Here is a 24,891-nt window from a genome sequence, read left to right on the forward strand (position 1 = left end):
CGGGGTCAGCAGCCCTTGAAGTGCTTGTCGTCGGCCCAGCCGGTGTTGGCCCAGGACTGCGGGTCGGCGGGGGTGAAGCCGGGGAACCGTCCGGCGAGTTCGTCGAGCAGCCAGGCGGCGAAGCGAGCGGCGCCCTGCGGGCAGGTGTGGATGCCGTCGGCGCTGCGGTCGGGCTTGCCGTTCTTCTTCTGCTGGTAGGCGCTGCCCCACACCGCACTGGCGTCGAGCATGAAGGCCTCCCCCGAGGAGGCCTTCGCCACTGCTCGGGCGGCGCTGCCGGCTCGCTCCAGTTCGGCCATGTGCGGCTTGTAGAAGTCGTCGGGCTTGATCGGCGGCATGCTGACGAAGATCAGCTTCGCGCCGGCGCCGGTGACCGTGGTCAGCAGCTTCCTGTAGGCGGCCTGCTGCTCCTTCTGGCTGCCCCAGTCGAAGGTGGTGATCTGGTAGATGACCAGGGACGGATCGGCGGAGCTGATCTCCTTGGGCAGCTTCTGCCATCTCTTGTCGGAGAACGGTCCCACGACGTTCCCGCCTCCTTCGGCGGCCAGGGACTTGAAATGGACGTCGCTGGCGGCGAAGGCCTCGGTCAGGGGCAGCGCTTCGCCCATGGCGATCGAGTCGCCGAGGAACAGCACGTTGGACAGTCCCTCGCCGTCCGCGGCCGCCGTCGCGGCGGACTCGGCGCCGGCGGGCTCGGCGCTCGCGGTGGGCTGGGCGGCGGCGCACGCGGTGGTCAGCATGAGCAGCCCGATCAGGCCGGGTACGAGACTTGATGTCTTGGTCATGGCCTCAACCGTGCCGCCGGCATGTCCCAGGATCTCCGCCGCCGTGTCGCAGCTGTGTCGCAACGACCGTCGCCCCCGTCCTGCCGGCCGGCGTTCTCCATACTGGACGTGTGGTGGCGATTCTGCTCATCGAAGACGATCCGCTGGTGCGGCGCGGGCTCCAGCTCGCGCTGGGCAGGCACGGTCACGACGTGCGCACGGCCGAGACCGGCGAGGACGGCCTGCGCGAGCTGCAGGCGTCCATGCCGGACCTGGTGGTGCTCGACCTGATGCTGCCCGGCATCGACGGGCTGGAGGTGTGCCGCCGGGTCCGGTCGATCACCGAGATTCCGGTGATCATGCTGACCGCGCGTGGGGACGAGTTCGACGTCGTGGGCGGTCTGGAGGCGGGCGCCGACGACTACGTCATCAAGCCGGCGCAGCCCGCGGTGCTCGACGCGCGGATCCGCGCCGTCCTGCGCCGCAGCCCCGGCCCGCCCGACGGGGTACGGACGCACCGCGACCTGCGCATCGACACCGTGGCGCTGACGGTGTCGCGGCAGGGCGAGCCGGTGCCGCTGACGCCGACCGAGATGCGGCTGCTGCTGACCCTGTCCCGCACTCCGGGCCGGGTGTTCAGCCGGCAGCAGCTGCTGGAGGAGGTGTGGGAGCACGACTACCTCGGCGACTCCCGGCTGGTCGACAACTGCGTTCAGCGGCTGCGGGCGAAGATCGAGACGAATCCGGCGTCCCCGGAGTACGTGCAGACGGTACGCGGGTTCGGTTACCGGTTCGGGCCGTTGTGACCTGGCGGCTGTGGCCGCGCGGGCTTCGCCCCCGGCTGCTGGTCGCGTTCGTGCTGGTGACCCTGCTCGGCGCCGCAGCGGCGGCCTGGTCGAGCGCCCGGTCGGCGAGCGCCGCGCTGGTCACCGTGACGCAGCAGGGGCTCACCGATACCATCGCCGACCAGGTCAGCGCGATCGCCCCGCAGCTCACCTATCCGCCGGACCAGGAAACGCTCGATCGGCTGCGCGCCGCCGTCGGGCCGGACACGCTGGTGGCCTACCGCGCTCTCCGGTCCGCGGAGGGCGCCCACACCGGACTGGTCACCGACGCGCTGCGCGGCGCCGTACGGAACGAGAACCGGATCGTCGTGCAGCGGATCACCGCCCATGACCGGGCATGGCTGCTCATCGGCACGCCCGTCACGATCACCGCGCTGGACGGCGAGCGCACCCCGTCCGGCATCGAGGTGTACGCGGTCCGCGATCTCACCGGCGTGCAGCGGCAGATCGACGACCTCACCCGAGCCGCCGTCGGCACGGCCGCGCTGGCGCTGCCGCTGGCGGTGCTGCTGGCCGTGCTCGCCGCGGGCAGTGTGCTGCGCCCGGTGCGCAGGCTCCGCGACACCGCGCGCCGGCTGGCCGCCGGTGACCTGGACGCGAGGTCACCGCCCCGAGGTGCGGACGAGCTGGCGGACCTGACCGTCACGATCAACCAGATGGCCGAATCGGTGCAGTCGTCGATGGCGGCGATGCAGCGGATGGAGGCCGATGCCAGGAGGTTCGCCGCCGACGCCTCGCACGAGCTCCGCACCCCGCTGAGCACGCTGACCGCGGTGGTGGAGGTGCTGGCGACCACGGCCGACGGCATGGAGCCGGACGCCCGCGAGTCCGCGCAGCTGGCGATCACCGAGGTTCATCGGATGGTCCGGCTCGTGGAGGACCTGCTGGAGGTGTCCCGCTTCGACGCCGGCACCGTCCGGCTGGTGGCGGAGGAGGTCGACCTGGCCGGCGCCGTGTGGAACTGCTTGCGCGCGCGGGGCTGGGCGGAGCGGGTCGAGCTGGTGGTGCGGCACGACATCCGGCTGCGGCTGGACCGGCGCAGACTCGACGTCATCGTGGCCAACCTGGTCGGCAATGCCCTGCGACACGGCGAACCGCCGGTGCTCGTGCACGTCTCTGCCGACCGGCACCAGGTGTGGATCGTGGTGACCGACCACGGGCCCGGCCTGGCCGAGGACGTGCTGCCGCAGGTGTTCGACCGCTTCTACAAGCACGACTCGGCCCGGACCCGGACTCCTGGCAGCGGGCTCGGGCTGGCCATCGCGCTGGAGAGCGCCCGCCTGCACGGCGGCGACCTCACCGCGGGCAACGCCCCCGGCGCCGGCGCGCGCTTCGTCCTGCGACTACCACGGACCCTGGAGGACGAATGCGACGAACCTGGTTGACGGCGTTGCTGGCCTTGCTTGTGGCGGGCTGCGGCATCCAGCCGACCGGCGTCATCGACGCGGGTCAGGCCCCCACGGGCGTGGCACCCGGGGCGACCCTGTACTTCGTCGACGCGAACGACCGGCTTCGGCCGCAGCGACGGCGAACCCATCACCTGGGCACGATCCCCGAGGCGCTGGCACTGCTGCTGACCGGCCCCGGCGGGGGCCTGCGCACCGAGATCACCTCGACGGCAGGGGTGACCAGGGTCTTCATGGAGACCACGCCCGACGTGATCCACCTGCGGGTGCCGTTGGCGACCTACGAGGTGACGCCCCTGGGCATCGACCAGATCGTGTGCACGGCGCTGGGCGTGTGGGTGCAGAGCGGCGGTTCGAGGACCACCAAGGTGCGGCTGACCTTCACCTTGGCCACGCCGGGGTCGGACAAGCTGCGGACCTGCCCGCTGATCAGGTGATCAGCCCAGTTCGGTGATGTCGATGGTCACCGGCGCCGGGGCGGGCACGGCGAGCCACAGCACGACCAGTGCGAGCATGAGCGCGACGAACGCCAGCAGCCCGCGATGCCCCCTGGCCCACCGGGCGCGGAACCGGATCGGGTCCTCGACCAGGTACTTCGACAGCGCGGCCAGGCCGATCGAGGCCGCGTACACCATCAGCGTGTGACCCCAGCCGTCGAGTCCGGTCCGCTCTGGGGAGAACAGCACCAGGATCGGCCAGTGCCACAGGTACACGCTGTAGGAGATCAGGCCCAGCCACCGCAGCGGCCGCCAGGCGAGGGCTCTGGCGACCAGCGCGTGCGGCGCCTGTACGCAGAGCCCGACCAGCAGGGCGCCGGCCAGTGAGTGCAGGAAGAGGCCGCCGGTGAACAACCACCCCGAGCGCACCCCGTCGGTGAACCACCACGCCGCGCCCATCCCGGCCGCGAGCAGCACCAGCACGCCGCCCGCCCGCGCACCGCCCACGCCTGCGCCGCCTGTGCCGGCTGCGCCAACCGCGCCGAGCGCGCGGGCCAGTGCGTCGCGCACCGGCCGGGTCGCGACCGCGGCCCCCAGCAGCAGCGAGAACGCCCGCGTGTCGGTGCCGGTGTAGACCCGGGTCGGGTCCGCCGCGTCGACGAGCGCGATCATCAGGATCAGCGAGAGGACGGAGGCCAGGACCGCGACCACCGCGACCCGGCCCGCCACCCGCCGCCCCATCTTGGCGACGACCAGCACGAGCGCCGGCCACACCAGGTAGAACTGCTCCTCGACGGCGATGCTCCACAGGTGCCCGAACACCCGGTCCGCGCCGAACCGGTCCCAGTAGCCGGCCGACTCCGCGAGCAGGTGCCAGTTGATCAGGTTCAGCTGCACCCACGGGCCGTCCGACAGCGTCGTACGGACCAGGTCCGGCGGCCCCACGGCCGTGACCAGCAGCGTGACGACGGCCAGCATGAGCGCCAGCGCCGGAAGCAGCCGCCGGATCCGCCGCCCCCAGAAGGCGACCAGCGACACCGAGCCGGTCGCGATGACCTCCCGTAGCAGCAGATCAGTGATCAGATAGCCGGACAGGGCGAAGAACAGGTCCACCCCGAGGAACCCCCCGGCCAGGTGACCGGTGTGGAACAACAGGACCCCGAGGATCGCCACCCCGCGAAGCCCGTCGAGCGCGGCCAGGTGCTGCCTGCGCCCGGTATCGCGTGCCACACCGCTCTGTTCGACAACGTTCATGCCACGACGATCAACGCCCCGTGTCCGAGCCGCGTCCGAGCGATGTCGCAGCTTCGTCCCGATGTCTCAGCGGTGGAGCGCGTCCGGGGCGTCGTCATCGACCAGGAAGCCACCCGACTGGTGCCGCCAGAGCCGGGCGTAGGGCCCCTCGGCCTGCATCAGGTCGCTGTGGGTGCCCTGCTCCACGATGTGTCCCCGGTTGAGCACGATGAGCCGGTCCATCCGGACGACGGTGCTCAGGCGGTGCGCGACCACCAGCGCGGTACGGTCCCGCATCAGGTTCCACAGGGCTTCCTGGACCAGGATCTCGCTCTCGGAGTCCAGGGCGCTGGTCGCCTCGTCCAGCAGCAGGATCGGGGCGTCGCGGACGATGGCCCGCGCCAGGGCGAGGCGTTGCCGCTGGCCGCCGGAGAGCTTGATGCCGCGCTCGCCGACCAGGGTGTCGAATCCGTCCGGCAGCGATTCGACGAACTCCGTGACATGCGCCGCCCGCGCCGCCTGGAGGATCTCGGCCTCGGTGGCGCCCGGCCGGGCGAAGGCGATGTTGTCACGCACCGACCGGTGGAACATGGCGGGTTCCTGGGGGACGTAGGAGACGAGACTTCGCAGGTCTACTTGGCGCAGCCGGCTGATGTCCTGGCCGCCTATCAGGATCCGGCCGCCGTCGACGTCCATGAGGCGCAGCAACAGCCGGGTGAGGGTGGTCTTGCCGCCGCCGGACCGGCCGACCAGACCGATCTTGGTGCCGCTGGGAATGTCCAGATCCAGACCCTCGAACAGGGCCGGGCCATGGCCGTGCGCGAACCTCACCCGCTCGAAGCGGACGCCCGCGTCGGCCGGGCGCAGCGGCTGCGGATCGGCCGGATCGACCACGGTGGGCGGGACGAGGAGCAGCTCGGTGAACTGGGCGGCTTCGGTGAGCACGGTCTCGATGCGCCGGTACACCTGGTTGAACTCGAACATGATGTTGATCGCGTTCGCGTAGTAGGTGAACGTCACCACGATGGCCTCCACGCCCAGCCCGCCTCGGAGCGCCACGGCGAGGAGCAGGCCCACGGTGCTGGTGAGGACCGTGATCGGGGCGACGACGGTGTCCACCCGGAGGTTGCCGTAGTCCCAGGAACGCAGCGACAGCCTGCGCTGCTCGGCGACCCTGGCCCGATACTCGGCGGCCTCGCGATCCTCGGCGGCGAACGCGCGGACCGTCTCCATGTTGGCCAGCACGTCGGCGACGTGGCCCGACACCAGCACCTTGGCGGCCTCACGCTGGTCGACCAGCGCCTGGCGACGGCGGATCAGGGGGGCGATGAGGAATCCGGTGACCACGATGAGGCCCACGAGGACGAGGACCAGCAGCGGGTGATACTGCCACAGCACCACCGAGGCGAAGATCAGCGGCACCAGCTTGGCCATGATCGAGAAGGTGAGCGTGTCGACGAAATCCTCGAACCTCGAGGAGAACCCGAGCACCCGTTTGGTCAGCGAACCGGCGAAGTTGTCATGGAAGAACGCGGCGTCCTTGGTCAGCAACTCGTCCATGCCCACCACGCCGAGCCGCTCGATGCCCCGCGCGTCCGTACGGTTCAGGAAGTGCAGTCCGATCCGCCACAGCACCTCGCCGGTCAGCAGCAACGCGCCGAAGCCGAGCACATAGGGCAGGAGCGCGGTGAGGGGGACGTCCCCGCCGGCGGCCAGCCGCCCCACCAGCGCGGCCACCATCAGCGGCGCCAGGTAGAACAGGAAGATGTTCCCCATCGCGGGCATCATCAGCGCGGGCGCCGCGACCGGCCACTGACGTCTCAGCTCACCGCAGTAGTGGCGCAGGGCCAGCAGAACCGCCGACTTGCGTGGGGACGAACCGTCGCCGGCGTCCTCGTGTGTTGCGTGCACAGCCGTCCGCCCCTCCCCGAATGCCGACACCGCCGTCGCCATGCTGCCGCAGGGAGGCCAGGAGGAGCGAACGGTTTTCCGCCCGCCGGCGGGCGTGTCACCTCTGTCGGCCAGGTCGTGCCAGGGGCGCCCGATGTGGCGGAGCCGAGCGCCGCCGTGGCCATTCGACCAGGCAGAAGATCGCGGTGTACGCCACCGAGGCCGGCCAGGCCAATCGCAGCGCCCTCGCATAAACGTCGGCCGAGAACCATTGGCAGACCGAAAGACAGGCGAAGACACCATCATGCGGATCATCTTATATGCGGGGATATCCAAAGTTTTCCCACCCATAAAAAGCGCCACATTCGAGGTGGCGTGACATTAGCGCGAATACGCGATCTCATATTCCCGGCCCAACCATTCAGGGACAGGAGATTCGCATGCACATTCCGCGAAAATTTGGAAGAATCGCCGTCGCATTCGTGGCCGCGGTCGGAATAGGCGGAATCGGGAGCAGCGCGGCCACCGCCACCCCCGACCAGCCCAGCCTGCGCGTCACCCGATTCCTCGGCGAGCAACGGCTCCCGCACAAGATGCAGGTCGACGGGACCACCCTCGGCGGCCTGTCCGGCATCGACCAGGACCCGGACACCGGCACCTGGTACTTCATCTCCGATGACCGCTGGCGCTACCAGCCCGCCCGCTTCTACACCGGACGCCTCGACTTCGACGGATCGGGCGCGTTCACCGGCGTCCGCGTCGAGGGCGTCACCACGCTGCGGCGCGCCGACGGCACCCCGTACCCCGCGTACGGAAAACCCGAGTCGGCCGATCCGGAGAGCATCCGGTACGACCCCTGGAGCCACCGGCTCCTGTGGGCGCACGAAGGCGACCGCCCCGACACCCGGAATCCCGACATTCCCGTCTCCGACCTGTTCGTACGCTGGACCACCGCGAACGGCCGGCACCTCGGCGAGCTACCGATCCCCCGCAACCTCCAGCTGACCGGCACCAACGCCGGACCACGCCGCAACTTCGGCTTCGAAGGCGTCACCCTCACCCGGCGATCCATCGCCGCCGTCGTCGAAGGCCCCCGGTTCGAGGACGGCGAATCCCCCACGGTCGACCACGGCGCCCCCGCCCGCTTCACCGTCTGGTCCCGCGACGGCAGCACCCGGGGCCAGTACGCGTACCCGATCGACCCGCTCCCCGCCGCCCCCGTCCCGCCGACGGGCCACACCGACACCGGCGTCTCGGAAATCCTGGCCATCGACGACTTCCGCTACCTCGCCCTGGAACGTTCCTGGATCGAGGGCGTGAACTACCGGGTCAAGCTGTACGAGATCGACCTGCGACCCGCCACGAACGTGCTGAACAGGGAGAGCCTGGCGTCCGGCGGGCCGTACCGGCCGGTGAGGAAGCGACTCCTCCTCGACCTGAGCGAACGGCACGGCCCGACGCAGAACCTGGAGAGCCTCGCGTGGGGCCCCCGCCTCCGCACCGGTGAGTGCACGCTCGTGATCGGCTCGGACGACAACTTCGACGACCGCGAAGTGACCCAGTTCCTCGCCTACGCCGTACGCGGCTGCCCCGCCTCGCGGTGACGTCCTGAACCACCACCTCGTGCCACCCCTGGCACGAGGTGGCGTGCAGCCGGCTCAGCGGGCGGCGAGGGCCTTGGTGAACATCTCATGCAGCTGCCGCTGCTCGGCCTCGTCGAGCACCGCCAGCGGGGAGCGCCGGGTGGCGATCTCCACCATGCGCTCGCGGACGTCGCGGCCGGCGTCGGTGAGCACGAGGGTGCGCACCCGGCCGTCGCGCGGGTGCGGACGGCGCTCGGCGAGCCCGCGTTCCTCAAGCTTGGCGCTGAGCAGTGTCACGTTGGACGGGTCGCAGTGCAGTCGCGCGGCGAGCTTTCGCAGGGGCATCGGATCCCCGTCGGGCGGCACCGTCCAGATCAGCTCGGCGAGCGGCTGGCTCAGGTCGAGCTCCTCAAGCCAGGGCCGCATGCCGCTGATCACCCCGGAGGCGAGGTCGACCAACTGCCGGAGCACCACGGCCGCCAACTCGTTCGCTGCCATAATCCCAGCTTACCGCCGCAGTTCATGAAGTTTTTCATGAACTTCCAGAGGCTGCCGACACTGCCGGAACGGCTGAAACTTTCTGCCCTCCAGAAATCTTTCGGACGACATAAGGGCATGTAGAGAGCTTCTCATTGGCCATTCAAAGCTGCCTCACACGAAAGCTTTCTGGTCATCGTTGACACGTTTCGGCCGCCTCCTCACAATGACCGCAGGCGAAGCCACCCCTCAACGATCAAGGGATCAGCAATGGTCGATCGGAAACGCACTTCCGCCCTCACCGCCGCGCTCCTGGGCGCGATCCTCGCCGTCTGCCTGGCCGCCACCGCCACCTCCGCCGTGGCCGCCAACCGCTCCCAGGCCGCCGCCGACTGCAGCGCCGGCTATGTCGGGCTGACGTTCGACGACGGGCCCAACGGCGGCAACACCGCCAACCTGCTCAACGCGCTGACCTCGAACGGCCTTCGAGCCACGATGTTCAACACCGGCCAGAACGCCCAGAACAACCAGTCCCTCGTCAGGGCGCAGCGCGACGCGGGCATGTGGATCGGCAACCACAGCTGGTCCCACCCGCACCTCACCCAGCTCAGCAGCGCGCAGATGACGTCGGAACTGCAGCGCACCCAGCAGATCATCCAGCAGGCCACCGGTGCCGCGCCCCGCCTGTTCCGGCCGCCGTACGGCGAGACCAACGCCACCCTGAGATCGGTGGAGCAGCAGCTCGGCCTCACCGAGGTCCTCTGGGACGTCGACTCGCAGGACTGGAACGGCGCCGGCACCGCCCAGATCGTCCAGGCGGCCGGTCGCCTGCAGAACGGCCAGGTCATCCTCATGCATGACCAGTACGCCACGACGCTGAACGCCATCCCGCAGATCGCCACGAACCTGCGCGACCGCAACCTGTGCGCCGGGATGATCTCCCCCGCCACCGGCCGGGCCGTCGCCCCTGACGGCGGCGCGGGCCCCACCGACCCACCGACCGGCGGCACCTGCACGGCCACCATCTCGCAGGGCCAGCAGTGGGGCGACCGCTTCAACCTGTCGGTCGCGGTCTCGGGCACGAACGCATGGATCGTCACCGTCACCCTGACCTCGCCGCAGCGGGTCATCGCCACCTGGAACGGCACCCCGTCCTGGCCCAGCGGCAACGTCCTGACGATGCGCCCGAACGGCAACGGCAACACCTTCGGCCTCACCATCCAGCACAACGGCAACTGGACCTGGCCGTCGGTCTCCTGCCGCACCAGCTGACGTCAGCAGGGGGTGGCGGGTTCCCCATCGAACTATCCTGCACAGGCGTGTGCCGTCATGGTGAGAGGTGGTCCGATGGATTCCCCGCGGAGAACGCAGTCCAGGACGGTCAGGAACAAGCCTGCCGCCGGCAATGACCGGGGCTCCACCGAGCCATCCGAGCCCTTGAAGAAGAACAAGCGCGACACGCTTCGTCAGAGGCCGGGCGTCCCGGAGCACTCGCCCGACCAGGAGAGCGGCCCCCCGGCGAAGCACCAGCGTGTGGCGATCGGGCCGGGCGCCGACCTGAGCGACCCGGCCAGGACACGCGGGGTGATGCTCCTGCAGAACGGGAAGCGGACGCCGATCGCGGCGCGCAACAACGACCCGCTGGCGCAGGCCCTGCATCACATCGTGACCAAGGACATCTTCCGTGACCTGCTCGACCAGGTGGCCCGCAACGCCATGCCGTACCAGGACATGCTGGCGGCGCTCGACTCGGAGGACGCATATCTGCCACCGATGGTCATCGCGTCCTTGAAAGGCGCGCTCGCGCCCGGCGTGTGCGTCATGGTGATCGACCGCGAGTACACGACCATCGACGACAGCGATATCGACCGGGTCGCCTTCTTCAACCCCGCGCTGGGCACGATCGAGATCGGCCGGGTGCTCCTGGGGGACTTCGGTTTCGATCCTGAGGTGAACCACTACTGGGAGATGCTGCACCGCGCGCTGTTCGAGCTGTGCAACGCCGCGCATGCGGGCGTCAGCCGACGGATCACCCAGGAGGGCAACAGCGGCAAGCTCGACTGCGTGAGTTTCGCACTCGCGGTCGAGGTGTGGGAGGACCAGTCCTGCGTGCTGTTCAACGATCTCTGGGCGAAGTTGAGCGCCGACGTGGACTGCTGCACCGTCCTCCACGCCCAAGGGCAGTGGCTGCCGTGCCAGGCTCCCGATTACCGATATCCGGATACGGCCATCGTGCGGCTGACCGACCAGGTCACGACCGGACACACCGCCGCCTACTTCAAGGCCTGGACGTCCACCGCGAAGGACGCCTATGTCATGGCCAACGAGGACGTCTCTGACGCCTTCGACCTGTGGATCAGCAGCCAGGGCCAGGCCGGCGCGCCGATCGACCACGCCAAGGTCGTCACGGACCTCATCGGGATCCCGGTCAGCGCGGAGGTGACCGAGCTGTTCGTGAACGCCTACCGGGACTTCTTGGGGCCGACGCGCGTCACTCAGAGCCGTCCTGTCGACTCCTACAGTGAGACCTCGACCAGCGAGACCTCGACCAGCGAATCCGACGACGGCTGAGCGACGGCGGCATCCCCGCCGGCCCGGCGATCCGCGCCGAGCCGACCCGTTCGGGGAACGTCGCCTCGCCGTCGCGCGAATGCCGCCGACACGATTCCAGGCGCAGAGCGGTCCCCCATCTCGCGCCGTCCTCTACAGCCTGTAGAGTTTGCGCGACAATTCGGGCGAAAGGGTGAGAGCATGCTGCGCTGGTTCCGGGTCGTGGCGGTGGCGGAGGCGTGCTCGTGGGCGGGGCTCCTGATCGGGATGTTCTTCAAGTACGTCACCTCGACCACCGAGCTCGGGGTGAAGGTGTTCGGGCCGATCCACGGGGCGCTGTTCGTGCTGTACGCGGTCGGGGTGGTGCTCTCGGCACGGGAGGCCGGCTGGAGCCGGGGCGCGGTGGTGCTGGGTCTGGCCTGCGCGGTGCCGCCGTTCACCTCGCTGTGGTTCGAGCGGCGGATGGCGGCGCGCACGGCGGCCGCGCAACTCGCGTGACACCGGGCCGGGTGCCCGTGACGGGAACACCCGGCCTGAGTCGCCGAAAGAAGCTCCGGATCAGCGGGAGGCCCGACGGCGGCCGGCCTCCCCGCTGCAGTCGCCGTAACCGCCGTGTCCCCTCGCGACAACGGCACGCGCGCCGAAGGGCGACGGGAGCAGGTTCGCTCGCTTGTCGGCGATCGACCCGTGGAAGGCGACGCACGGGCCCTTGGCCCGTACCTTCACTGGGCCCGCGTAATACTTGAAGTCTCCCACGTCCTGCTTCTTGGCCATGAACCAAGATCGGCGACGTCGGCAAGCGCCTCTGGGCCGGCTCCATGGGCCTGTTCGCGACCGGACTGGACGACCGGTTCTATGTGTACGGGGGACGCCCCGGCGTCTGGTCCCCCATCGGCGAACCGGGAGCCGACTTCGCGATCAGCGGTTCCCACGTCTACCGGCTCGCCACCGACCTTCAGAGCGTCCACCTCTGGGACGGAAAAGGGACGTCATGGACCCGGATAGGCGGCCCGGCCACCCGGCTGTACGGCGGCGACCCCGGGCTGTTCGCGACCGGCCCGAACGGTTCGATCTTCAGGTACGAGGACCCCGGCAAGCCCTGGAGCTTCGTCGGCACGCCGGGCGCCTCGTTCGCAGTCACCGACAGGCACCTGTACGGCCTCACCCCGGACCGGGCCTGGGTCAATCGCCGGCTGACGGGCGAGCGACCGAAGGAAGGTCTGCCCTGGGTCACCGTGGCGGGCCCGGCCGGCGACCTGTACGGAGGCGCCGCCGGCCTCTTCTCCACCGATTCGTCCCGCACCCGGCTGCGAATCCTCGGCGAGCCGGGGATCGACGGAAAACAGGACTGGCGCGACATCGGACCAGCGGGCGCAGAGGTGCGGGTCGGCCGGCGGGAGGTGTACGTCCTCACCGAGGATCGCTCGGAGGTTCGCCGCTGGTCCCTCGACACCGGCGACTGGCTGCGCATCGGCGGCCCGGTCCGGACGCTGGCGGTGGGGTCCTGACCCGCGAAAGGGTCAGCGGCTGACGGCCCGCTTGTAGAGCCGGGTGGCCAACGGCACGAACACGACCAGGAGCAGCAGCGACCACAGCAGTGAAGCGAGCACCGCGTGCTGGAGCGGCCAGGCAGCGGGAACCGGCATGCTCGCGCTGGTGTTGCCGAAGAGCTCGCGCACGGCCTGGACGAACGTCGAGACGGGGTTCCACTCGGCGACCGCCTTCAGCGGTCCGGGCAGGCGGGCGCTGTCGACGAAGGCGTTGGACGTGAACACCAGCGGCATCGACACGACGGTGGCGATGTTGTTGAAGGACTCGGGCGTGCGCAGGGCCAGCGCGACCGTGGCCGTCACCCAGGAGAACGCGTAGGCGAACAGCAACAGCAGGAGGAAGCCCAGGACGGCCTCGTGCGGGGCCGAGTTGATCCGCCAGCCGACGAGCAGGCCGACCAGTGCCATGGTGGCGATGCTGGTGACGTTCATCAGCAGGTCGCTGACGGTCTGGCCGGTCAGCACCGCCGATGGTGACATCGGCAGGGTGCGGAAGCGGTCGAAGATGCCTTTCTGCAGGTCCTGGGTGAGGGTGTAGCCGGTGATCTGGGCGCTGGTGACGATCGTCTGGACGAAGATCCCGGGGAGCAGGTACTCGCGGTAGGACAGGCCGGGCAGCTCGATCATGCTGCCGAAGACGTACACGAAGAGCAGGACGAACACGATCGGGAGGATGACCACACCGCCCAACAGGTCCGGTGCCCGCTTGATCTTGAGTGCGTTGCGTTTGGTGATCGTCATGCCGTCGGCGATCGCGATCTGGAGGGTGTTCATCGGCTGGGCTCCTTGGTGGTCTCGGTGCTCTCGTGTCCGGTGAGCGTCAGGAAGACGTCGTCCAGGGTCGGCCGCCGAAGACCGGCGTCCCGTACGGTGATCCGCTCGGCGGCGAGGTGGCCCAGGGCGGCGGTGAGCGACGCCGCGCCGTCACTGACCGGGATCGTCACCCGGAACGCGGTGGTGTCGAGGTGTACGTCGCCGACGGCGAGGGGCGCCAGGCCGTGCCGCACGGTCTCCAGGTCGGCCGCGTTCGTCACCGTCAGCTCGATCCGGTCGCCGCCGATCTGGTCCTTGAGCTCGTCGGCGGTGCCGAGCGCGATCACGCGGCCGTGGTCCACCACCGCGATGCGGTCGGCGAGCCGGTCGGCCTCCTCCATGTACTGCGTGGTGAGCAGCAGTGTCGTGCCGCCCGCGACCAGCTCGGAGATGACGTCCCACAGTCCCGCGCGGGCCCGGGGGTCCAGACCGGTCGTGGGCTCGTCGAGGAACAGCACCGGCGGGTTGGCGACCAGCGCTCCGGCGAGGTCGAGCCGGCGTCGCATGCCGCCGGAGTAGCCCTGCACCGGGCGGTCGGCGGCCTTGCTCAGGTCGAAGCGGTCCAGCAGCTCGCGGGCGCGCTCCTTGCTGCGCCTGGTGCCCAGGTGGTAGAGGCGGCCGACCATCTCCAGGTTCTCCGCGCCGGTGAGGTGGTCGTCGACGGCGGCGTACTGCCCGGACGCGCCGATGTGGGACCGCAGCCGTTCGGCGTCGCCGACGACGTCGAACCCGGCCACGGTGGCGCGGCCGGCATCCGGCTTGAGCAGTGTGGTCAGGATCCGCACCGTCGTCGTCTTTCCGGCGCCGTTGGGCCCGAGGAGCCCGAACACGGTCCCCTCGGGGACGGACAGATCCAGCCCGTCCAGGGCGATCACGTCGCCGTACTTCTTGACCAGTCCTTCGGCCGCTATCGCGGGGGGCATGGGTCTTCTCCTTCTGGGGGGATGCGCGGGGACGTACGGGAATGCGTGGGAATGGGCGGCGGGGTGCGGGGTCAGCGCGTCCAACCGGTGTAGTGCCGGTCGGAGCCGTGGGAGCCGGGTTCGAGCGCGGCGGACACGGCGCGGACGAGCCAGGCGTTGATCGAGAGCCCTTCCAGGCCGGCCGCCTCTTCGACGCGCGCCTTGAGGTGGTCGGGGACGCGGAGCGAGATCCGCGCCATGCCGCCCTCGTCTGACTCGGACATGGGCGCCCGCACCCCCATCGCGACCTCGACCGCGCCGGCCAGGGCGCTCCGCAAGCTGCCCTTCGGCGCCGCTTCGGTCGACCGGCCGGCCGGCGCGGGGGTCACGAGGAAGGTGGGGTCGCGTCCGCGCAGCCGCAGGTCGACCGAGCCGGGCGCGAGCTCGCGGGTGATCTCCCCGGCGGCTGCCGACAGCGCCTCCAGCAAGGTGAGACGGACGGCCGATTCGAGTGGCGCGGTGAGACGCTCGGCGAGCTCACGAGCGTCCGGATCGCCTGCCTCGGCGGCGAGCATCAGCTCGCGGCGGAGAGCGTCGATGTATGGCGTGAGGTCCATGACGCCACTATGACGCTATATTGACGTCATTGCAAGCCCTCGTGGCGTCACGGCCTCCAGCTCTACGAGGAAACGTCCATGGCGTCATCGTGACATCATGGCGTCATCTGCACCAGCCACTTGGCGATCTCGGCGACGACGACCGGGTCCACGTGCTGTGCGGGCTCGTACCCCGCCGGCGTCGACGGCCCCTCGCCGGGGAAGAACAGGTGATCGTCGGCGTCGTGGACGTGGATCGTGACGTCCCTCCGGTGCCCGAGACCGGCCCGCCACCCCGGCAGGTCGTCCTCGACGGTCACCTGGTAGTCGCGCCCGCCCTGAAGGATGAGCATCGGCCTGTCCACCGCCGCCGCGGTCGCGACCGGGTCATAGCCGCGCAGATCCAGCCAGTAGGCCGCGGACCAGCCGAACAGCAGCGATTCGGCCGGCGTCGAGGGCGTCAGACCGGGGCCGCCGATCACCTCGGCCTGCAGCGTGACCGCCTCCACAGCGGCTGCCATCGCGGGGCCGGGATCGAGCGCGGCGAGGTAGCGGACCACGCGGACGGCGGCCTGGTGCATCGGCTGCGTGTCACCGGCCATGATCACCAACCCGGCGACGGACGCCTCGGCCGCCGCGACTCGCGGGGCGACCTTGCCGCCCATGCTGTGGCCGAGCACGAAGACACGCCCGGGGTCCACGCCCGGCTGCCGCTGGAGCAGGCGGACGGCGGCGACCGCGTGCGGCACGTACTCGTCGGCCATCGTGAATCCGGGCGTGTCCGCCACCTGGTCACTGTGGGTGTGGGTCACCTTGTCGAACCGCAGCACCGCCACGCCCCGACTGGCCAGCCCCCAGGCCAGGTCCTTGAGCGGCTTGTTGGCCCCGCTGGTGGCGTCGCGATCGAAGGGCCCGCCCCCGCTGAGCAGCACGACGCCCGGACGAGGGCCAGGCCCGTGCGGCAGGCTCACCGTGCCGGACACGGCGAGAGGCCCGTGCGGCAGGGTCACCGTGCCGGACACGGCGAGAGGCCCGTCGCCGACCGTGACGTCATGCTCGGCGAACGCCGCCGGGTCGGCGTACGGCGGCGGCTCCCAGGGCGGGGTGGGCGCGGCGAGCCACAATCCGTGCAGCAGGCCGTCGCGGCCGACCACCATCACCAGGGCGAGCCCTTCGCGCACCGGGACGCTCACCCGGACCAGCGCGGCGTCGATCCGCTCGCTCACCGGCTCCCCGATGGCGGTGACCGGCCCGCTCCCGGCCGCCCAGGCGGCTCCGAGCGTCTCAGCCGACAGGGCCGCGCGCAGCGGCGGGGCGAACAGCTCCGCGATCTCGGCGAAGCGCCCCTGCTGCGCCAGCTCGGCGACCGCGACGGCCGTCACCGCCGGGTCTGTTTCCATGGTCATGAATTTCCACCTTTCTCATCTTTTGCGAAAGGTAGCACGTCGTGAGATCGTACGAGAGTGAACATGTTGGAGCTTCTGGGACATCCGGTGCGGCTGCGCATCGTGCACGTGATGCGCGGGGGGCGGACGCTGACGACCTCCCAGCTGTGCGCCCGCATCCGCGATGTCTCGAAGGCCACCCTCTACCGGCACATCGACCTGCTCGCGACCGGCGGCGTGCTGGAGGTGGCCGACGAACGGCGCGTGCGCGGCGCGGTGGAGCGCCGCTACCGCCTGCGCCAGGATCGGGCCACGCTCGACGCCGAGACGATCGGGTCGCTGTCACGCGACGATCATCGGCGCGGTTTCGCCATCGCCATGGCCGCCCTGCTCGCCGAGTTCAACGCCTACCTCGACCGGGAGCACGCCGATCCGGCGGCCGACCTCGTGGGCTACCGGCAGCACGCGGTCTGGCTCAGCCAGGACGAGCTGCACACGTTGATCATCGAGCTGCGCGCCGCCATCGCGCCCCTGCTGGCGAACGAGCCCGCCCCCGACAGGGCGCGCTACTTGCTCAGCCCGATCCTGTTCCCGGCCGAGGAGCCGTCCGCCGACCCCGAGTGACGCCCGTCCTGCCCCGACGCGAGCAGGATCGTGCAAGAGTGCGCGAGTTCTGGTCTCACCATCCCTTTCGTCGTGCTGTTTACATGGCTGGTCAGAGGCTGTCCCCCCTTGCCGTCCAGCCGTACACACGCGGATCGGCCGCGTGGCGAGAAAGGCGAGACTTTGACCGACGACACCCATGGCGAGATCGCGCTCCGCGTCAACGACGTGACACACCGACTGCTCGTCGACAACCGCACGACCCTGCTGGACGCGTTACGGGAGGGGCTCGGCCACACCGGCTCGAAGAAGGGGTGTGACCACGGGCAGTGCGGCGCCTGCACCGTCCTGTGCGACGGCCGGCGGGTGGTGTCCTGTCTGACACTGGCGGTCGCCGCCGAGGGCGCCGAGATCACCACCGTCGAAGGTCTGGCCGACGACGGTGAGCTGCGGCCGATACAGCGGGCTTTCGTGCGGCTCGACGGTTTCCAGTGCGGCTACTGCACGTCGGGGCAGATCTGCTCGGCCGTCGGGATGCTGGCCGAACACGCGGCGGGCTGGCCGAGCGCGGTCACCGCCGATGTCTCCCCCGACGCCCCGGCGCCCGAGCTGGACGCGGCGGAGGTGCGCGAGCGGATGAGCGGCAACCTGTGCCGCTGTGGCGCGTACCCGTCGATCGTGCGCGCCGTCCTGGAGTCGGCCGCGCATGAGGAACCCGGGCCGGCCGCGCATGAGGAATCCGGACCGGCCATGCATGAGGAAGTCGCAGGACGTGCTCACGAGGAGGTCGCAGGATGAAGGAGTTCGCCTACCGGCGCGCGACGCAGGTGCGAGACGCGCTCACCCTGGTGGCCGAGCACGACGGCGCCCGCTACCTCGGCGGCGGCACGAACCTCGTCGACCTGATGAAGGACGGGGTGGAGACGCCCGGACGGCTGGTGGACGTACGGTTCCTGCCGCTTGACGGTGTTCGTGAGGCGGCGGACGGCGGGCTGGTCATCGGCGCGACGACGACCAACAGCGACGCGGCGGCCCATCCCGAGGTGCGGCGCCGGTATCCCGCGTTGAGCGAGGCGATGCTGGCGGGCGCGTCGGGTCAGTTGCGGAACATGGCCACCGTGGGCGGCAACCTGCTGCAGCGGACCCGGTGCGCCTACTTCGCCGACCCCTCACAGGCGTGCAACAAGCGGGTGCCCGGCAGCGGATGCGCCGCTGTCGCCGGGGAGCACCACAACCACGCGATCTTCGACTGGTCTCAGCACTGTGCGGCCACCCATCCCTCGGACATGGCGGTGGCGCTGGCCGCGTTCGACGCGGTCGTGCACTACGAGACGCTCGACGGCGCCGGCGAGATCCCGCTGTCGGAGTTCTACCTGCCGGTCGGAGACACGCCGGAGCGGGAGACGGCGCTGCCGCCAGGAGCCCTGATCACCGCGGTCTCCCTCCCGGGCTCCGCGATCTCCCCACGGTCGCGGTACCGGAAGGTCCGCGAGCGGGCGTCGTACGCCTTCGCCACCGTGTCCATCGCGGCTGACCTGGACGTACGCACCGGGGCGGCCCGGATCGCGCTCGGCGGGGTCGCTTCGCGGCCGTGGCGCGCCCGGCGCGCCGAGGCCGTGCTGCTGGACGGTCCCGTCACGGCGGGCAGGTTCCGGACCGCCGCCGACGCGGAGCTGTCCGCCGCCGAGCCGCTGCCCGGCAACGGATACAAGGTGACGCTGGCGCGCAACCTGATCGTGGCCGTCCTGACCGAACTCGCCGATCGGGCCCGGTCGTGAACCGGCGGACCGCAGTAAAGGAGATCCACGCATGAACGCGGTCACGGGAAGCACAGGCGCTGGGAGCACGGTCCCGAACAACATCGGGGTCGCACGGCCCCGGGTCGAGGGGCGGGCCAAGGTCACCGGCAGCGCACGGTACGCCGCCGACAAGCCGATGCGGGACCTGGTCTTCGGCTCGGTCGTCGGATCCACGGTGTCCCGGGGGCGCATCGTCGACATCGACGTCTCGGCCGTCATGGACATGCCCGGCGTGCTCGGTGTGATCGACCACCGGAACGCGCCCCGGCTCAACCCGCAGGCAGGGCACTTCTTCGGCCCGGACGGCGGACTGCAGCTGCTGCAGGACGACGTGATCCCCTTCGCCGGCCGGCCCGTCGCCCTCGTGGTGGCCGAGACGCCGGAGCAGGCCAAGGCGGCGGCCGACGCGCTGCCGGTGACCTACGACGAGCAGCCGCACGACACGGACTTCTCCGCCGATCACCCGGCTGCCCGGCCGGCGCCGACGCTCTTCGACGGGCCGGCGGACGTCGGTGACGTGGCGGCGGAGCTGGCCGCGTCCGCCGTGATGGTCGACGAGCGCTACCGCACGCCCGAGGAGCACTGCAGCGCCATGGAGCCGCACTCGGCGACCGCGTGGTGGGAGGGCGAGCGGCTGCAGGCCATCGACTCCAACCAGGGCCCGTTCTTCATCGCCACCGTCCTGGCCACGCTGTTCTCCCTGAGTTTCGAGCAGGTACGGGTCCGCACCGAGCACGTCGGCGGCGGTTTCGGCTCCAAGGGGATGTGCGGCCCGCAGCTGGTGCTGGCCACGATGGGCGCGACACTGTTCCGGCGGCCCGTACGCGTCACGCTGACCCGCAATCAGGTGTTCCTGATGACCGCGATGCGGCCGGCGACCGATCAGCCGATCCGGATCGGCGCCGACGCCGACGGCCGCCTGCGGGCGATCCAGCACGAGCCGGCGTTCGAGCTCTCCCCGCTCGCGGACTACATCGAGGGCTGCACCGAGCTCACCAAGACGCTCTACGCGGCGCCCGCGATCCGCACCCGGCTCAGGGCGGTTCCCCTCGACATCCTGCCGCCGTACTCGATGCGCGGGCCAGGTGCCGCGCCCGGCTCGTTCGCGCTCGAATCCGCCATGGACGAGCTGGCGGAGCGGCTGGGCATGGACCCGCTCGAACTCCGGCTGCGCAACGAGCCCGCCGTCGGCCCGGTGTCCGGCCTGCCGTTCAGCAGCCGCAACCTGGTGGCGTGCCTGCGTGAGGGCGCGCGCCGGTTCGGCTGGGCGACGCGTGATCACAAGCCGAGGATGCGGCGGGAAGGACACCTGCTCGTCGGCACCGGGATGGCCGCCACGTCCTTCAGTGCCGGGGCCTTTCCTTCGGTGGCGTCGATCACCGCCGAGCCGGACGACACGTTCACCGTGGTCATCGCCGCCACCGACCTCGGCACCGGCGCACGCACCGCGCTGACCGCGATCGCGGCCGACGCGCTGGCGGTCGACATCGAGCGGGTATGGCTGCGCATCTCCGACAGCGAGCTCGGCCCCGCCTGGAGCGCAGGCGGTTCCCGGGGGACGACGTCCTGGGCCTGGGCGATCACCGAGGCGGCGGCGCAACTGCGCGACCGGCCGCGCGATCCGTCGCGACGCGTGACCGTCACGGTCGACACCTCCGAGTTGCTCAACGACCTGCCGTCCATGGAACGGCACGCCTACAGCGCCGTGTTCACCGAGGTGACCGTCGATCCGGCGACCGGCGAGGTTCGTGTGCGGCGGCTGCTCGGGATGTTCGCGGTGGGCCAGGTGGTCAACCCGCTCATGGCACGCAGCCAGGTCATCGGCGGGATGATCGGCGGGCTGTCCATGGCGCTGCACGAGGAGGGCGTACGGGACCGGGTCTCGGGCCGGCACGTCAACGCGGACTTCGCCGGTTACCACATCGCCGCGCACGCCGATGTGCCCGACATCGAGGCGGACTTCGTACCGGACTATGAGCCCGGCATCCCGTTCGGTATCAAGGGCGCCGGAGAGATCGGGAACGTCGGCACCGCGGCCGCGATCGCGAACGCCGTCTGGCACGCCACCGGGACGCGGCAGCGGTCACTTCCGATCCGGCTCGATCGCGTACTGGAGGAGCAGCCTCTGACGTGATCGCTTGCCCGGCACGGACGGGGATGGTTTCGTGAGGTGTGCGAACCATCCCCATATTGGTGGACGAATGCCGCGGCATCGTCGCGGCCCATGCCCGGCCGGACTATTCGACCCCGATCGCCGGGCTGACGGTGTCCAGCATCGAAACGGTGGCGCCGGAGCACTCGCTGACCGAGCCGCTGCTGGTCGTCATGTTCCAGGGCGGCAAGCGCATCCTGCTGGACGACCAGGTCTACGAGTACCGGGCCGGGGACTGCCTGGTGGTCACCGCCAACCTGCCCGTCACCGGCCACTTCCTGGACACCGGCCCGAAGTCCCCGTCGCTGGCCATGGCGCTGGTGCTGCGCCCGGCCGCCATCACCCCGCTGCTGCTGGAGATCCCGGCAGGGCGCTGGTCCCGTACCCCGGCCGGTCAGCCCGCGATCGCGACCAGCGAGGCCGACACCGACCTCCTGGACGCCGTGGCCCGGATGCTGCGGCTGCTCGACCGCCCCGAGGACGCGCCGGTGCTCGCCCCGCTGATCGAGCGCGAGATCCTCTGGCGGCTGCTCACCGGCCCGCACGGCGCCATGATCCGCCAGATCGGCCTGGCCGACAGCAACCTGACCCAGGTCAGCCGGGCCATCCAGTGGATCCGCGACAACTACGCCGAGCCCATCCGGATCTCCGAACTCGCCCGGCTGGCCGGCATGAGCGCGTCCGCGTTCCACCGGCACTTCCGCGCCATCACGACCCTGAGCCCGCTGCAGTACCAGAAACGCATCCGCCTCCAGGAGGCCCGTTCGTTGCTGGTCGCCCGCGCGGGCGATGTCGTCGGCGTCGCCCATCTCGTCGGCTACGACAGCCCGTCGCAGTTCAACCGCGAGTACCGCCGCCTGTTCGGCGCCCCTCCCGGCCAGGACGCCGCGCGGCTCCGCGCGGAGTAAGCGGAGTAAGCGGAGTAACCGGTCACGACAGATCGGACATGTCGAGGACGAAGCGGTAGCGGACGTCGTTGCGCTGGAGGCGGTCGAGGGCCTCGTTCACGCGCGCCGAGGCGAGCAGCTCGATGTCGGCCGTGACGCCGTGCTCGGCGCAGAAGGCCAGCATGGCGGCGGTCGCGGCGCGGCCGCCACTGCCCGCGGAGCTGAGCTTCTTACGTCCGACGAGCAGATCCATGGTGTCCACGGTGAGCTCTCCGAGGTACCCGACCTGGCTGAGCGTCCCGTCCATGGCGACGAGTCGCAGGTAGGGGCCCACGTCGTGGGGGGCGGAGATGGTGTCGACGACGACGTCGAACCGGTCGCGGGCGGCCGCCATCCGATCCGGGTCCGTGGAGTCGACGAGGTCGTGGGCGCCGAGCCGGCGGGCGTCGCCGGCCTTGTCCGGTGATCGGCTGATGACCGTGGTGTCGGCGCCGAGCGCCACGGCGAGTTTGACCGCGAGGTGGCCCAGGCCGCCCAGTCCCGCCACGGCGACCCGGCTGCCCGGACCCACGCCGAGTGCGCGCAGCGGCTCCCACACGGTGATCCCGGCGCAGAGCAGGGGGGCCGCGGCGGCGGGGTCGAGCCCGGCGGGCAGAAGGTAGGCGAACCGGTCGCGGACGATGTACTCGCGGGAGTAGCCGCCCAGGGTGGTCGAACCGTCGTGGCGGTCGGTGCCGCCGTAGGTCAGGGTCGGGAACTCGTGGCAGAAGTTCTCCTGATCGGCCCGGCACATGGCACACACGCCACAGGAGTCGACGATGTTGCCGACCGCGACCGGGTCGCCGACCGCGAACCCGGTGACCTCGGGCCCGACCTCGGTCACCACCCCGGTGAACTCGTGGCCCGGCACCAGGTTCGTCCCGCCGGTGTGGGCGTGGACGGCGTGCAGATCGGTGTGGCAGACGCCGCAGTAGTCCACCCGCACGGCGAGGTCGTCGGGGCGCAGGTCGCGACGTTCTACGGTCGCCCGCCGCAACGCCGCCGCCGGGCCGTCCGCGCGCCATCCCACTGTGGTTCTCATACTGGCTCCCTAACAAACAGAACAGTCGGTCTGTTTCGCAGCCTAGCAGACCAACTGTTCTGTTTGGCTAGGCTGACCGGTATGGACGATCAGCCGCTGACCTCCCGTGGCGCCGCCACCCGCGCTCGCATCCTCGACGTCGCCACCCGGGAGTTCGCCGAGCACGGGATCGCCGGAGCGCGCATCGAACGGATCGTGGCCGCCGCCCGCACCAACAAGGCGCAGCTGTACGCCTACTTCGGCAACAAGGAAGGGCTGTTCGACGCCATCTTCTTCGCCTCGCTGGAGCGGATCGTCAACGTCGTCCCGATCGACGCCACCGACCTCTCGGACTGGGCCGTACGCCTCTACGACGAGTACCTCCGCCGCCCCGACCTCATCCGGCTGGCCACCTGGACCCGCCTGGAGCGACGCCCGACCGGCCACCTCGTCGCCGAGGCCGACCACCGCAACGACCACAAACTCCGGGCCATCGCCGAGGCCCAGGCCGCCGGCATGGTGGTCCCGGGCGACCCGTTCGACGTGATGGCCCTGGTCATCGCGATGTCCATGACCTGGTCCCCGGTCAGCAACGTCTACACCGCGACCGCCGAGGAACCACCGGAAACCCACGACCGACGCCGCGCCTTCCTCCGCGAGAGCGTCAGACGCGCCGTCATGATCAACTGACGACGATCGCATCGGCGTGCGTACGGTTGCTGTCGTCATGGACGGTTCACGGAGAGGGGAGGGAGCCTGGGCGGGCATCCCGGCCGGCGAAGACGACCGCCCAGGGCTTACATGTAGGTGGCGTCAGGCAAGGCCGAGCCGGGGGCGCACCCATTCCGCCAGCTTCCTGATCGCCTCATCGGCGACCGGGGCACGACCGGCGCCCATGTGCCAGGTGTGCTGCTGGTCTTCGAAGATCTCCACCTTGACCTCCACGCCCTCCTTCTCGGCGAGTGTGGCGAGCCTGTGGCTGTCATCGAGGATCATCTCGGTGCTGCTGGCCTGGATGTACAGCGGGGGAAGGCCGGCCAGGGCGGCGTAGAGGGCATTGATGGCCGGGTCCTTGGGGTCCCCGTGCTCGCCCAGCAGGATCTGTGCCAGGAACTCCAAGTCCATCGGTGTCTCGCCGCCGAAGAGGGTGTCCGTCATCCGGTTGGTCGTGCGGGTCTCGCCGCCGTTCTCGATGTCGAACCAGGGCGACAGCGGCATCACGGCCGCCGAGACGGGCAGGCCTCGGTCGCGGGCGTGCAGCATGGTCTGCACGCTGAGCCCACCGCCTGCCGAGTCGCCGGTGACGGCGATGTGCTCGGCCCTGATGCCCTGATCGAGCAGCCAACCGTAGGCTGCGGTGGTGTCGTTGACCTGGGCGGGATGCTGGTGCTCGGGCGTCAGACGGTAGTCGACGATGAGGGCCCTCGCACCGACGGCCTTGGCGATATGCGCGAACATCTTGCGATGGGTGTACATCGAACCGCCGATGAACCCACCTCCGTGCAGGCACAGAAGCACCCGATCTGCCACACCGGCCTTGGGCGTCGCCCACATGGCCGGCACGCCACCCGCGTCCACCTCGACATAGTCGACCCCGCCAGGTTCGGTGGTCGCGTCGCTCCAATGGTCATTGAGGTCGCGGGACTCTGCCAGTGAGATCGGCGGGTTCTGCGCGAACGCCGCGTTGACCTGCCGGTAGTGCTCGGTCAGCCAATCGGTCTTGCCGGTCATGTCCAGAGTTCCTTTTCCGGTATGAGCCGTACCACCTGAATGCGTGTCAGGGGACGGCATCGGTTTCCTTGAGTGGTGGCTTCTCGCCCGGGCGGGCGCTGTTCCGTCGATGCCTTCGCCAAGGGAGACAAGCCTCACGCTGAGAAGGAATCGCTGCGCCGCGAGGCGCCCGAAGCGGCTTCGACCCGTAGGGCCAGGCGCACTGGGTCGCACACCTGAAGCTCATCC

25 protein-coding genes are annotated in these 24,891 nt (G+C 70.4%); 14 read left to right on the top strand and 11 right to left on the bottom strand.

Annotation, left to right across the window (positions count from 1 at the left end):
* Positions 1-5: 5 nt before the first annotated feature.
* Positions 6-785: an SGNH/GDSL hydrolase family protein gene (locus ACIBQX_RS21745; RefSeq protein WP_397007156.1), complete on the bottom strand. Its 780-nt coding sequence runs from the start codon at positions 783-785 to the stop codon at positions 6-8.
* A gap of 110 nt (positions 786-895) precedes the next feature.
* On the opposite strand from ACIBQX_RS21745, the gene ACIBQX_RS21750 reads away from it, so the two are divergent.
* Genes ACIBQX_RS21750 through ACIBQX_RS21760 form a run of 3 tightly spaced genes read left to right on the top strand, consistent with a single transcriptional unit; the run spans position 896 to position 3,452 of the window.
* Positions 896-1,570: a response regulator gene (locus ACIBQX_RS21750; protein ID WP_397007157.1), complete on the top strand. Its 675-nt coding sequence runs from the start codon at positions 896-898 to the stop codon at positions 1,568-1,570.
* On the top strand, positions 1,567-2,994 hold the full coding sequence (locus ACIBQX_RS21755; protein ID WP_397007158.1) for an ATP-binding protein: 1,428 nt from the start codon (positions 1,567-1,569) through the stop codon (positions 2,992-2,994). The genes ACIBQX_RS21750 and ACIBQX_RS21755 overlap by 4 nt, the downstream gene beginning before the upstream one ends.
* Complete coding sequence (locus ACIBQX_RS21760; protein WP_397007159.1) at positions 2,976-3,452, top strand: hypothetical protein; 477 nt, start codon at positions 2,976-2,978, stop codon at positions 3,450-3,452. The genes ACIBQX_RS21755 and ACIBQX_RS21760 overlap by 19 nt, the downstream gene beginning before the upstream one ends.
* Here the strand turns inward: ACIBQX_RS21760 and ACIBQX_RS21765 are convergent, their stop codons facing one another.
* Together ACIBQX_RS21765 and ACIBQX_RS21770 are read right to left on the bottom strand one after the other, a co-directional pair.
* The gene (locus ACIBQX_RS21765; RefSeq protein ID WP_397007160.1) at positions 3,453-4,706 is read right to left on the bottom strand and encodes an acyltransferase family protein; all 1,254 of its coding nucleotides are present in this window, start codon (positions 4,704-4,706) and stop codon (positions 3,453-3,455) included.
* A 66-nt stretch (positions 4,707-4,772) separates the two neighbouring features.
* Positions 4,773-6,596 carry an ABC transporter ATP-binding protein gene (locus ACIBQX_RS21770; protein ID WP_397007161.1) on the bottom strand — a complete coding sequence of 608 codons (1,824 nt, stop codon included), beginning with the start codon at positions 6,594-6,596 and terminating at the stop codon, positions 4,773-4,775.
* 419 nt (positions 6,597-7,015) lie between these two features.
* Between ACIBQX_RS21770 and ACIBQX_RS21775 the strand changes: the two genes are divergently transcribed.
* The gene (locus ACIBQX_RS21775; RefSeq protein WP_397007163.1) at positions 7,016-8,179 is read left to right on the top strand and encodes an esterase-like activity of phytase family protein; all 1,164 of its coding nucleotides are present in this window, start codon (positions 7,016-7,018) and stop codon (positions 8,177-8,179) included.
* 54 nt (positions 8,180-8,233) lie between these two features.
* Here the strand turns inward: ACIBQX_RS21775 and ACIBQX_RS21780 are convergent, their stop codons facing one another.
* Positions 8,234-8,656: a MarR family winged helix-turn-helix transcriptional regulator gene (locus ACIBQX_RS21780; RefSeq protein ID WP_397007165.1), complete on the bottom strand. Its 423-nt coding sequence runs from the start codon at positions 8,654-8,656 to the stop codon at positions 8,234-8,236.
* A 249-nt stretch (positions 8,657-8,905) separates the two neighbouring features.
* Between ACIBQX_RS21780 and ACIBQX_RS21785 the strand changes: the two genes are divergently transcribed.
* The 3 genes from ACIBQX_RS21785 to ACIBQX_RS21795 all read left to right on the top strand — a co-directional run bounded on the left by ACIBQX_RS21785 (position 8,906) and on the right by ACIBQX_RS21795 (position 11,683).
* Complete coding sequence (locus ACIBQX_RS21785) at positions 8,906-9,907, top strand: polysaccharide deacetylase family protein (protein WP_397007167.1); 1,002 nt, start codon at positions 8,906-8,908, stop codon at positions 9,905-9,907.
* A gap of 75 nt (positions 9,908-9,982) precedes the next feature.
* Positions 9,983-11,206 (top strand): hypothetical protein, encoded by a 1,224-nt coding sequence (locus tag ACIBQX_RS21790; protein ID WP_397007169.1) that lies wholly within the window; start codon positions 9,983-9,985, stop codon positions 11,204-11,206.
* A 180-nt stretch (positions 11,207-11,386) separates the two neighbouring features.
* A complete protein-coding gene (locus ACIBQX_RS21795) occupies positions 11,387-11,683 on the top strand; it encodes a DUF3817 domain-containing protein (RefSeq protein WP_397007171.1) in 297 nt (98 codons plus the stop codon).
* Positions 11,684-11,743: 60 nt separating this feature from the next.
* Here ACIBQX_RS21795 and ACIBQX_RS21800 read toward each other — a convergent pair whose 3' ends face one another.
* A complete protein-coding gene (locus tag ACIBQX_RS21800; protein WP_397007173.1) occupies positions 11,744-11,959 on the bottom strand; it encodes a hypothetical protein in 216 nt (71 codons plus the stop codon).
* Between the two features lie 44 nt (positions 11,960-12,003).
* On the opposite strand from ACIBQX_RS21800, the gene ACIBQX_RS21805 reads away from it, so the two are divergent.
* Positions 12,004-12,693 carry a hypothetical protein gene (locus ACIBQX_RS21805; RefSeq protein WP_397007175.1) on the top strand — a complete coding sequence of 230 codons (690 nt, stop codon included), beginning with the start codon at positions 12,004-12,006 and terminating at the stop codon, positions 12,691-12,693.
* Between the two features lie 12 nt (positions 12,694-12,705).
* On the opposite strand, the gene ACIBQX_RS21810 is transcribed toward ACIBQX_RS21805, so the two are convergent.
* The 4 genes from ACIBQX_RS21810 to ACIBQX_RS21825 all read right to left on the bottom strand — a co-directional run bounded on the left by ACIBQX_RS21810 (position 12,706) and on the right by ACIBQX_RS21825 (position 16,452).
* Positions 12,706-13,509 (bottom strand): ABC transporter permease, encoded by an 804-nt coding sequence (locus ACIBQX_RS21810; protein ID WP_397007177.1) that lies wholly within the window; start codon positions 13,507-13,509, stop codon positions 12,706-12,708.
* A complete protein-coding gene (locus tag ACIBQX_RS21815; RefSeq protein WP_397007179.1) occupies positions 13,506-14,471 on the bottom strand; it encodes an ATP-binding cassette domain-containing protein in 966 nt (321 codons plus the stop codon). The genes ACIBQX_RS21810 and ACIBQX_RS21815 overlap by 4 nt, the downstream gene beginning before the upstream one ends.
* 71 nt (positions 14,472-14,542) lie before the next feature.
* Positions 14,543-15,067 carry a hypothetical protein gene (locus ACIBQX_RS21820; protein WP_397007181.1) on the bottom strand — a complete coding sequence of 175 codons (525 nt, stop codon included), beginning with the start codon at positions 15,065-15,067 and terminating at the stop codon, positions 14,543-14,545.
* A 95-nt stretch (positions 15,068-15,162) separates the two neighbouring features.
* Positions 15,163-16,452 carry an alpha/beta hydrolase family protein gene (locus ACIBQX_RS21825; RefSeq protein ID WP_397007183.1) on the bottom strand — a complete coding sequence of 430 codons (1,290 nt, stop codon included), beginning with the start codon at positions 16,450-16,452 and terminating at the stop codon, positions 15,163-15,165.
* Between the two features lie 63 nt (positions 16,453-16,515).
* Between ACIBQX_RS21825 and ACIBQX_RS21830 the strand changes: the two genes are divergently transcribed.
* The 5 genes from ACIBQX_RS21830 to ACIBQX_RS21850 all read left to right on the top strand — a co-directional run bounded on the left by ACIBQX_RS21830 (position 16,516) and on the right by ACIBQX_RS21850 (position 21,893).
* Entirely contained in the window at positions 16,516-17,055 is a 540-nt protein-coding gene (locus ACIBQX_RS21830; protein WP_397007185.1) for a helix-turn-helix domain-containing protein, read from the top strand.
* A 162-nt stretch (positions 17,056-17,217) separates the two neighbouring features.
* Entirely contained in the window at positions 17,218-17,832 is a 615-nt protein-coding gene (locus tag ACIBQX_RS21835; RefSeq protein WP_397007187.1) for a (2Fe-2S)-binding protein, read from the top strand.
* On the top strand, positions 17,829-18,812 hold the full coding sequence (locus ACIBQX_RS21840) for an FAD binding domain-containing protein (RefSeq protein ID WP_397007189.1): 984 nt from the start codon (positions 17,829-17,831) through the stop codon (positions 18,810-18,812). Before ACIBQX_RS21835 ends, ACIBQX_RS21840 begins: the two co-directional genes overlap by 4 nt.
* A 31-nt stretch (positions 18,813-18,843) precedes the next feature.
* Positions 18,844-20,967, top strand: a complete 2,124-nt coding sequence (locus ACIBQX_RS21845) for a xanthine dehydrogenase family protein molybdopterin-binding subunit (protein WP_397007191.1) — start codon at positions 18,844-18,846, stop codon at positions 20,965-20,967.
* 59 nt (positions 20,968-21,026) lie between these two features.
* Positions 21,027-21,893 carry an AraC family transcriptional regulator N-terminal domain-containing protein gene (locus ACIBQX_RS21850; protein ID WP_397007193.1) on the top strand — a complete coding sequence of 289 codons (867 nt, stop codon included), beginning with the start codon at positions 21,027-21,029 and terminating at the stop codon, positions 21,891-21,893.
* A gap of 22 nt (positions 21,894-21,915) precedes the next feature.
* Here ACIBQX_RS21850 and ACIBQX_RS21855 read toward each other — a convergent pair whose 3' ends face one another.
* Positions 21,916-22,953, bottom strand: a complete 1,038-nt coding sequence (locus ACIBQX_RS21855; protein ID WP_397007195.1) for an NAD(P)-dependent alcohol dehydrogenase — start codon at positions 22,951-22,953, stop codon at positions 21,916-21,918.
* 81 nt (positions 22,954-23,034) lie between these two features.
* Between ACIBQX_RS21855 and ACIBQX_RS21860 the strand changes: the two genes are divergently transcribed.
* Complete coding sequence (locus tag ACIBQX_RS21860; RefSeq protein WP_397007197.1) at positions 23,035-23,622, top strand: TetR family transcriptional regulator; 588 nt, start codon at positions 23,035-23,037, stop codon at positions 23,620-23,622.
* A gap of 123 nt (positions 23,623-23,745) precedes the next feature.
* Here ACIBQX_RS21860 and ACIBQX_RS21865 read toward each other — a convergent pair whose 3' ends face one another.
* Positions 23,746-24,663, bottom strand: coding sequence for an alpha/beta hydrolase (locus tag ACIBQX_RS21865; RefSeq protein WP_397007199.1), 918 nt, complete (start codon positions 24,661-24,663; stop codon positions 23,746-23,748).
* Between the last annotated feature and the right edge of the window lie 228 nt (positions 24,664-24,891).

It is taken from the genome of Nonomuraea sp. NPDC049714 (genome assembly GCF_044465295.1).
Taxonomy (GTDB): Bacteria; Actinomycetota; Actinomycetes; order Streptosporangiales; family Streptosporangiaceae; genus Nonomuraea.

What these genes read in the sequence shown, in the direction of transcription:
- ACIBQX_RS21805 (WP_397007175.1), top strand. Translation starts at nt 12,004, where the DNA reads ATGGGCCTGTTCGCGACCGGACTGGACGACCGGTTCTATGTGTACGGG.
- ACIBQX_RS21855 (WP_397007195.1), bottom strand. Translation starts at nt 22,953, where the DNA reads ATGAGAACCACAGTGGGATGGCGCGCGGACGGCCCGGCGGCGGCGTTG.
- ACIBQX_RS21825 (WP_397007183.1), bottom strand. Translation starts at nt 16,452, where the DNA reads ATGACCATGGAAACAGACCCGGCGGTGACGGCCGTCGCGGTCGCCGAG.
- ACIBQX_RS21820 (WP_397007181.1), bottom strand. Translation starts at nt 15,067, where the DNA reads ATGGACCTCACGCCATACATCGACGCTCTCCGCCGCGAGCTGATGCTC.
- ACIBQX_RS21830 (WP_397007185.1), top strand. Translation starts at nt 16,516, where the DNA reads ATGTTGGAGCTTCTGGGACATCCGGTGCGGCTGCGCATCGTGCACGTG.
- ACIBQX_RS21775 (WP_397007163.1), top strand. Translation starts at nt 7,016, where the DNA reads ATGCACATTCCGCGAAAATTTGGAAGAATCGCCGTCGCATTCGTGGCC.
- ACIBQX_RS21800 (WP_397007173.1), bottom strand. Translation starts at nt 11,959, where the DNA reads ATGGCCAAGAAGCAGGACGTGGGAGACTTCAAGTATTACGCGGGCCCA.
- ACIBQX_RS21860 (WP_397007197.1), top strand. Translation starts at nt 23,035, where the DNA reads ATGGACGATCAGCCGCTGACCTCCCGTGGCGCCGCCACCCGCGCTCGC.
- ACIBQX_RS21785 (WP_397007167.1), top strand. Translation starts at nt 8,906, where the DNA reads ATGGTCGATCGGAAACGCACTTCCGCCCTCACCGCCGCGCTCCTGGGC.
- ACIBQX_RS21765 (WP_397007160.1), bottom strand. Translation starts at nt 4,706, where the DNA reads ATGAACGTTGTCGAACAGAGCGGTGTGGCACGCGATACCGGGCGCAGG.
- ACIBQX_RS21760 (WP_397007159.1), top strand. Translation starts at nt 2,976, where the DNA reads ATGCGACGAACCTGGTTGACGGCGTTGCTGGCCTTGCTTGTGGCGGGC.
- ACIBQX_RS21865 (WP_397007199.1), bottom strand. Translation starts at nt 24,663, where the DNA reads ATGACCGGCAAGACCGATTGGCTGACCGAGCACTACCGGCAGGTCAAC.
- ACIBQX_RS21815 (WP_397007179.1), bottom strand. Translation starts at nt 14,471, where the DNA reads ATGCCCCCCGCGATAGCGGCCGAAGGACTGGTCAAGAAGTACGGCGAC.
- ACIBQX_RS21790 (WP_397007169.1), top strand. Translation starts at nt 9,983, where the DNA reads ATGGATTCCCCGCGGAGAACGCAGTCCAGGACGGTCAGGAACAAGCCT.
- ACIBQX_RS21810 (WP_397007177.1), bottom strand. Translation starts at nt 13,509, where the DNA reads ATGAACACCCTCCAGATCGCGATCGCCGACGGCATGACGATCACCAAA.
- ACIBQX_RS21780 (WP_397007165.1), bottom strand. Translation starts at nt 8,656, where the DNA reads ATGGCAGCGAACGAGTTGGCGGCCGTGGTGCTCCGGCAGTTGGTCGAC.
- ACIBQX_RS21845 (WP_397007191.1), top strand. Translation starts at nt 18,844, where the DNA reads ATGAACGCGGTCACGGGAAGCACAGGCGCTGGGAGCACGGTCCCGAAC.
- ACIBQX_RS21840 (WP_397007189.1), top strand. Translation starts at nt 17,829, where the DNA reads ATGAAGGAGTTCGCCTACCGGCGCGCGACGCAGGTGCGAGACGCGCTC.
- ACIBQX_RS21795 (WP_397007171.1), top strand. Translation starts at nt 11,387, where the DNA reads ATGCTGCGCTGGTTCCGGGTCGTGGCGGTGGCGGAGGCGTGCTCGTGG.
- ACIBQX_RS21745 (WP_397007156.1), bottom strand. Translation starts at nt 785, where the DNA reads ATGACCAAGACATCAAGTCTCGTACCCGGCCTGATCGGGCTGCTCATG.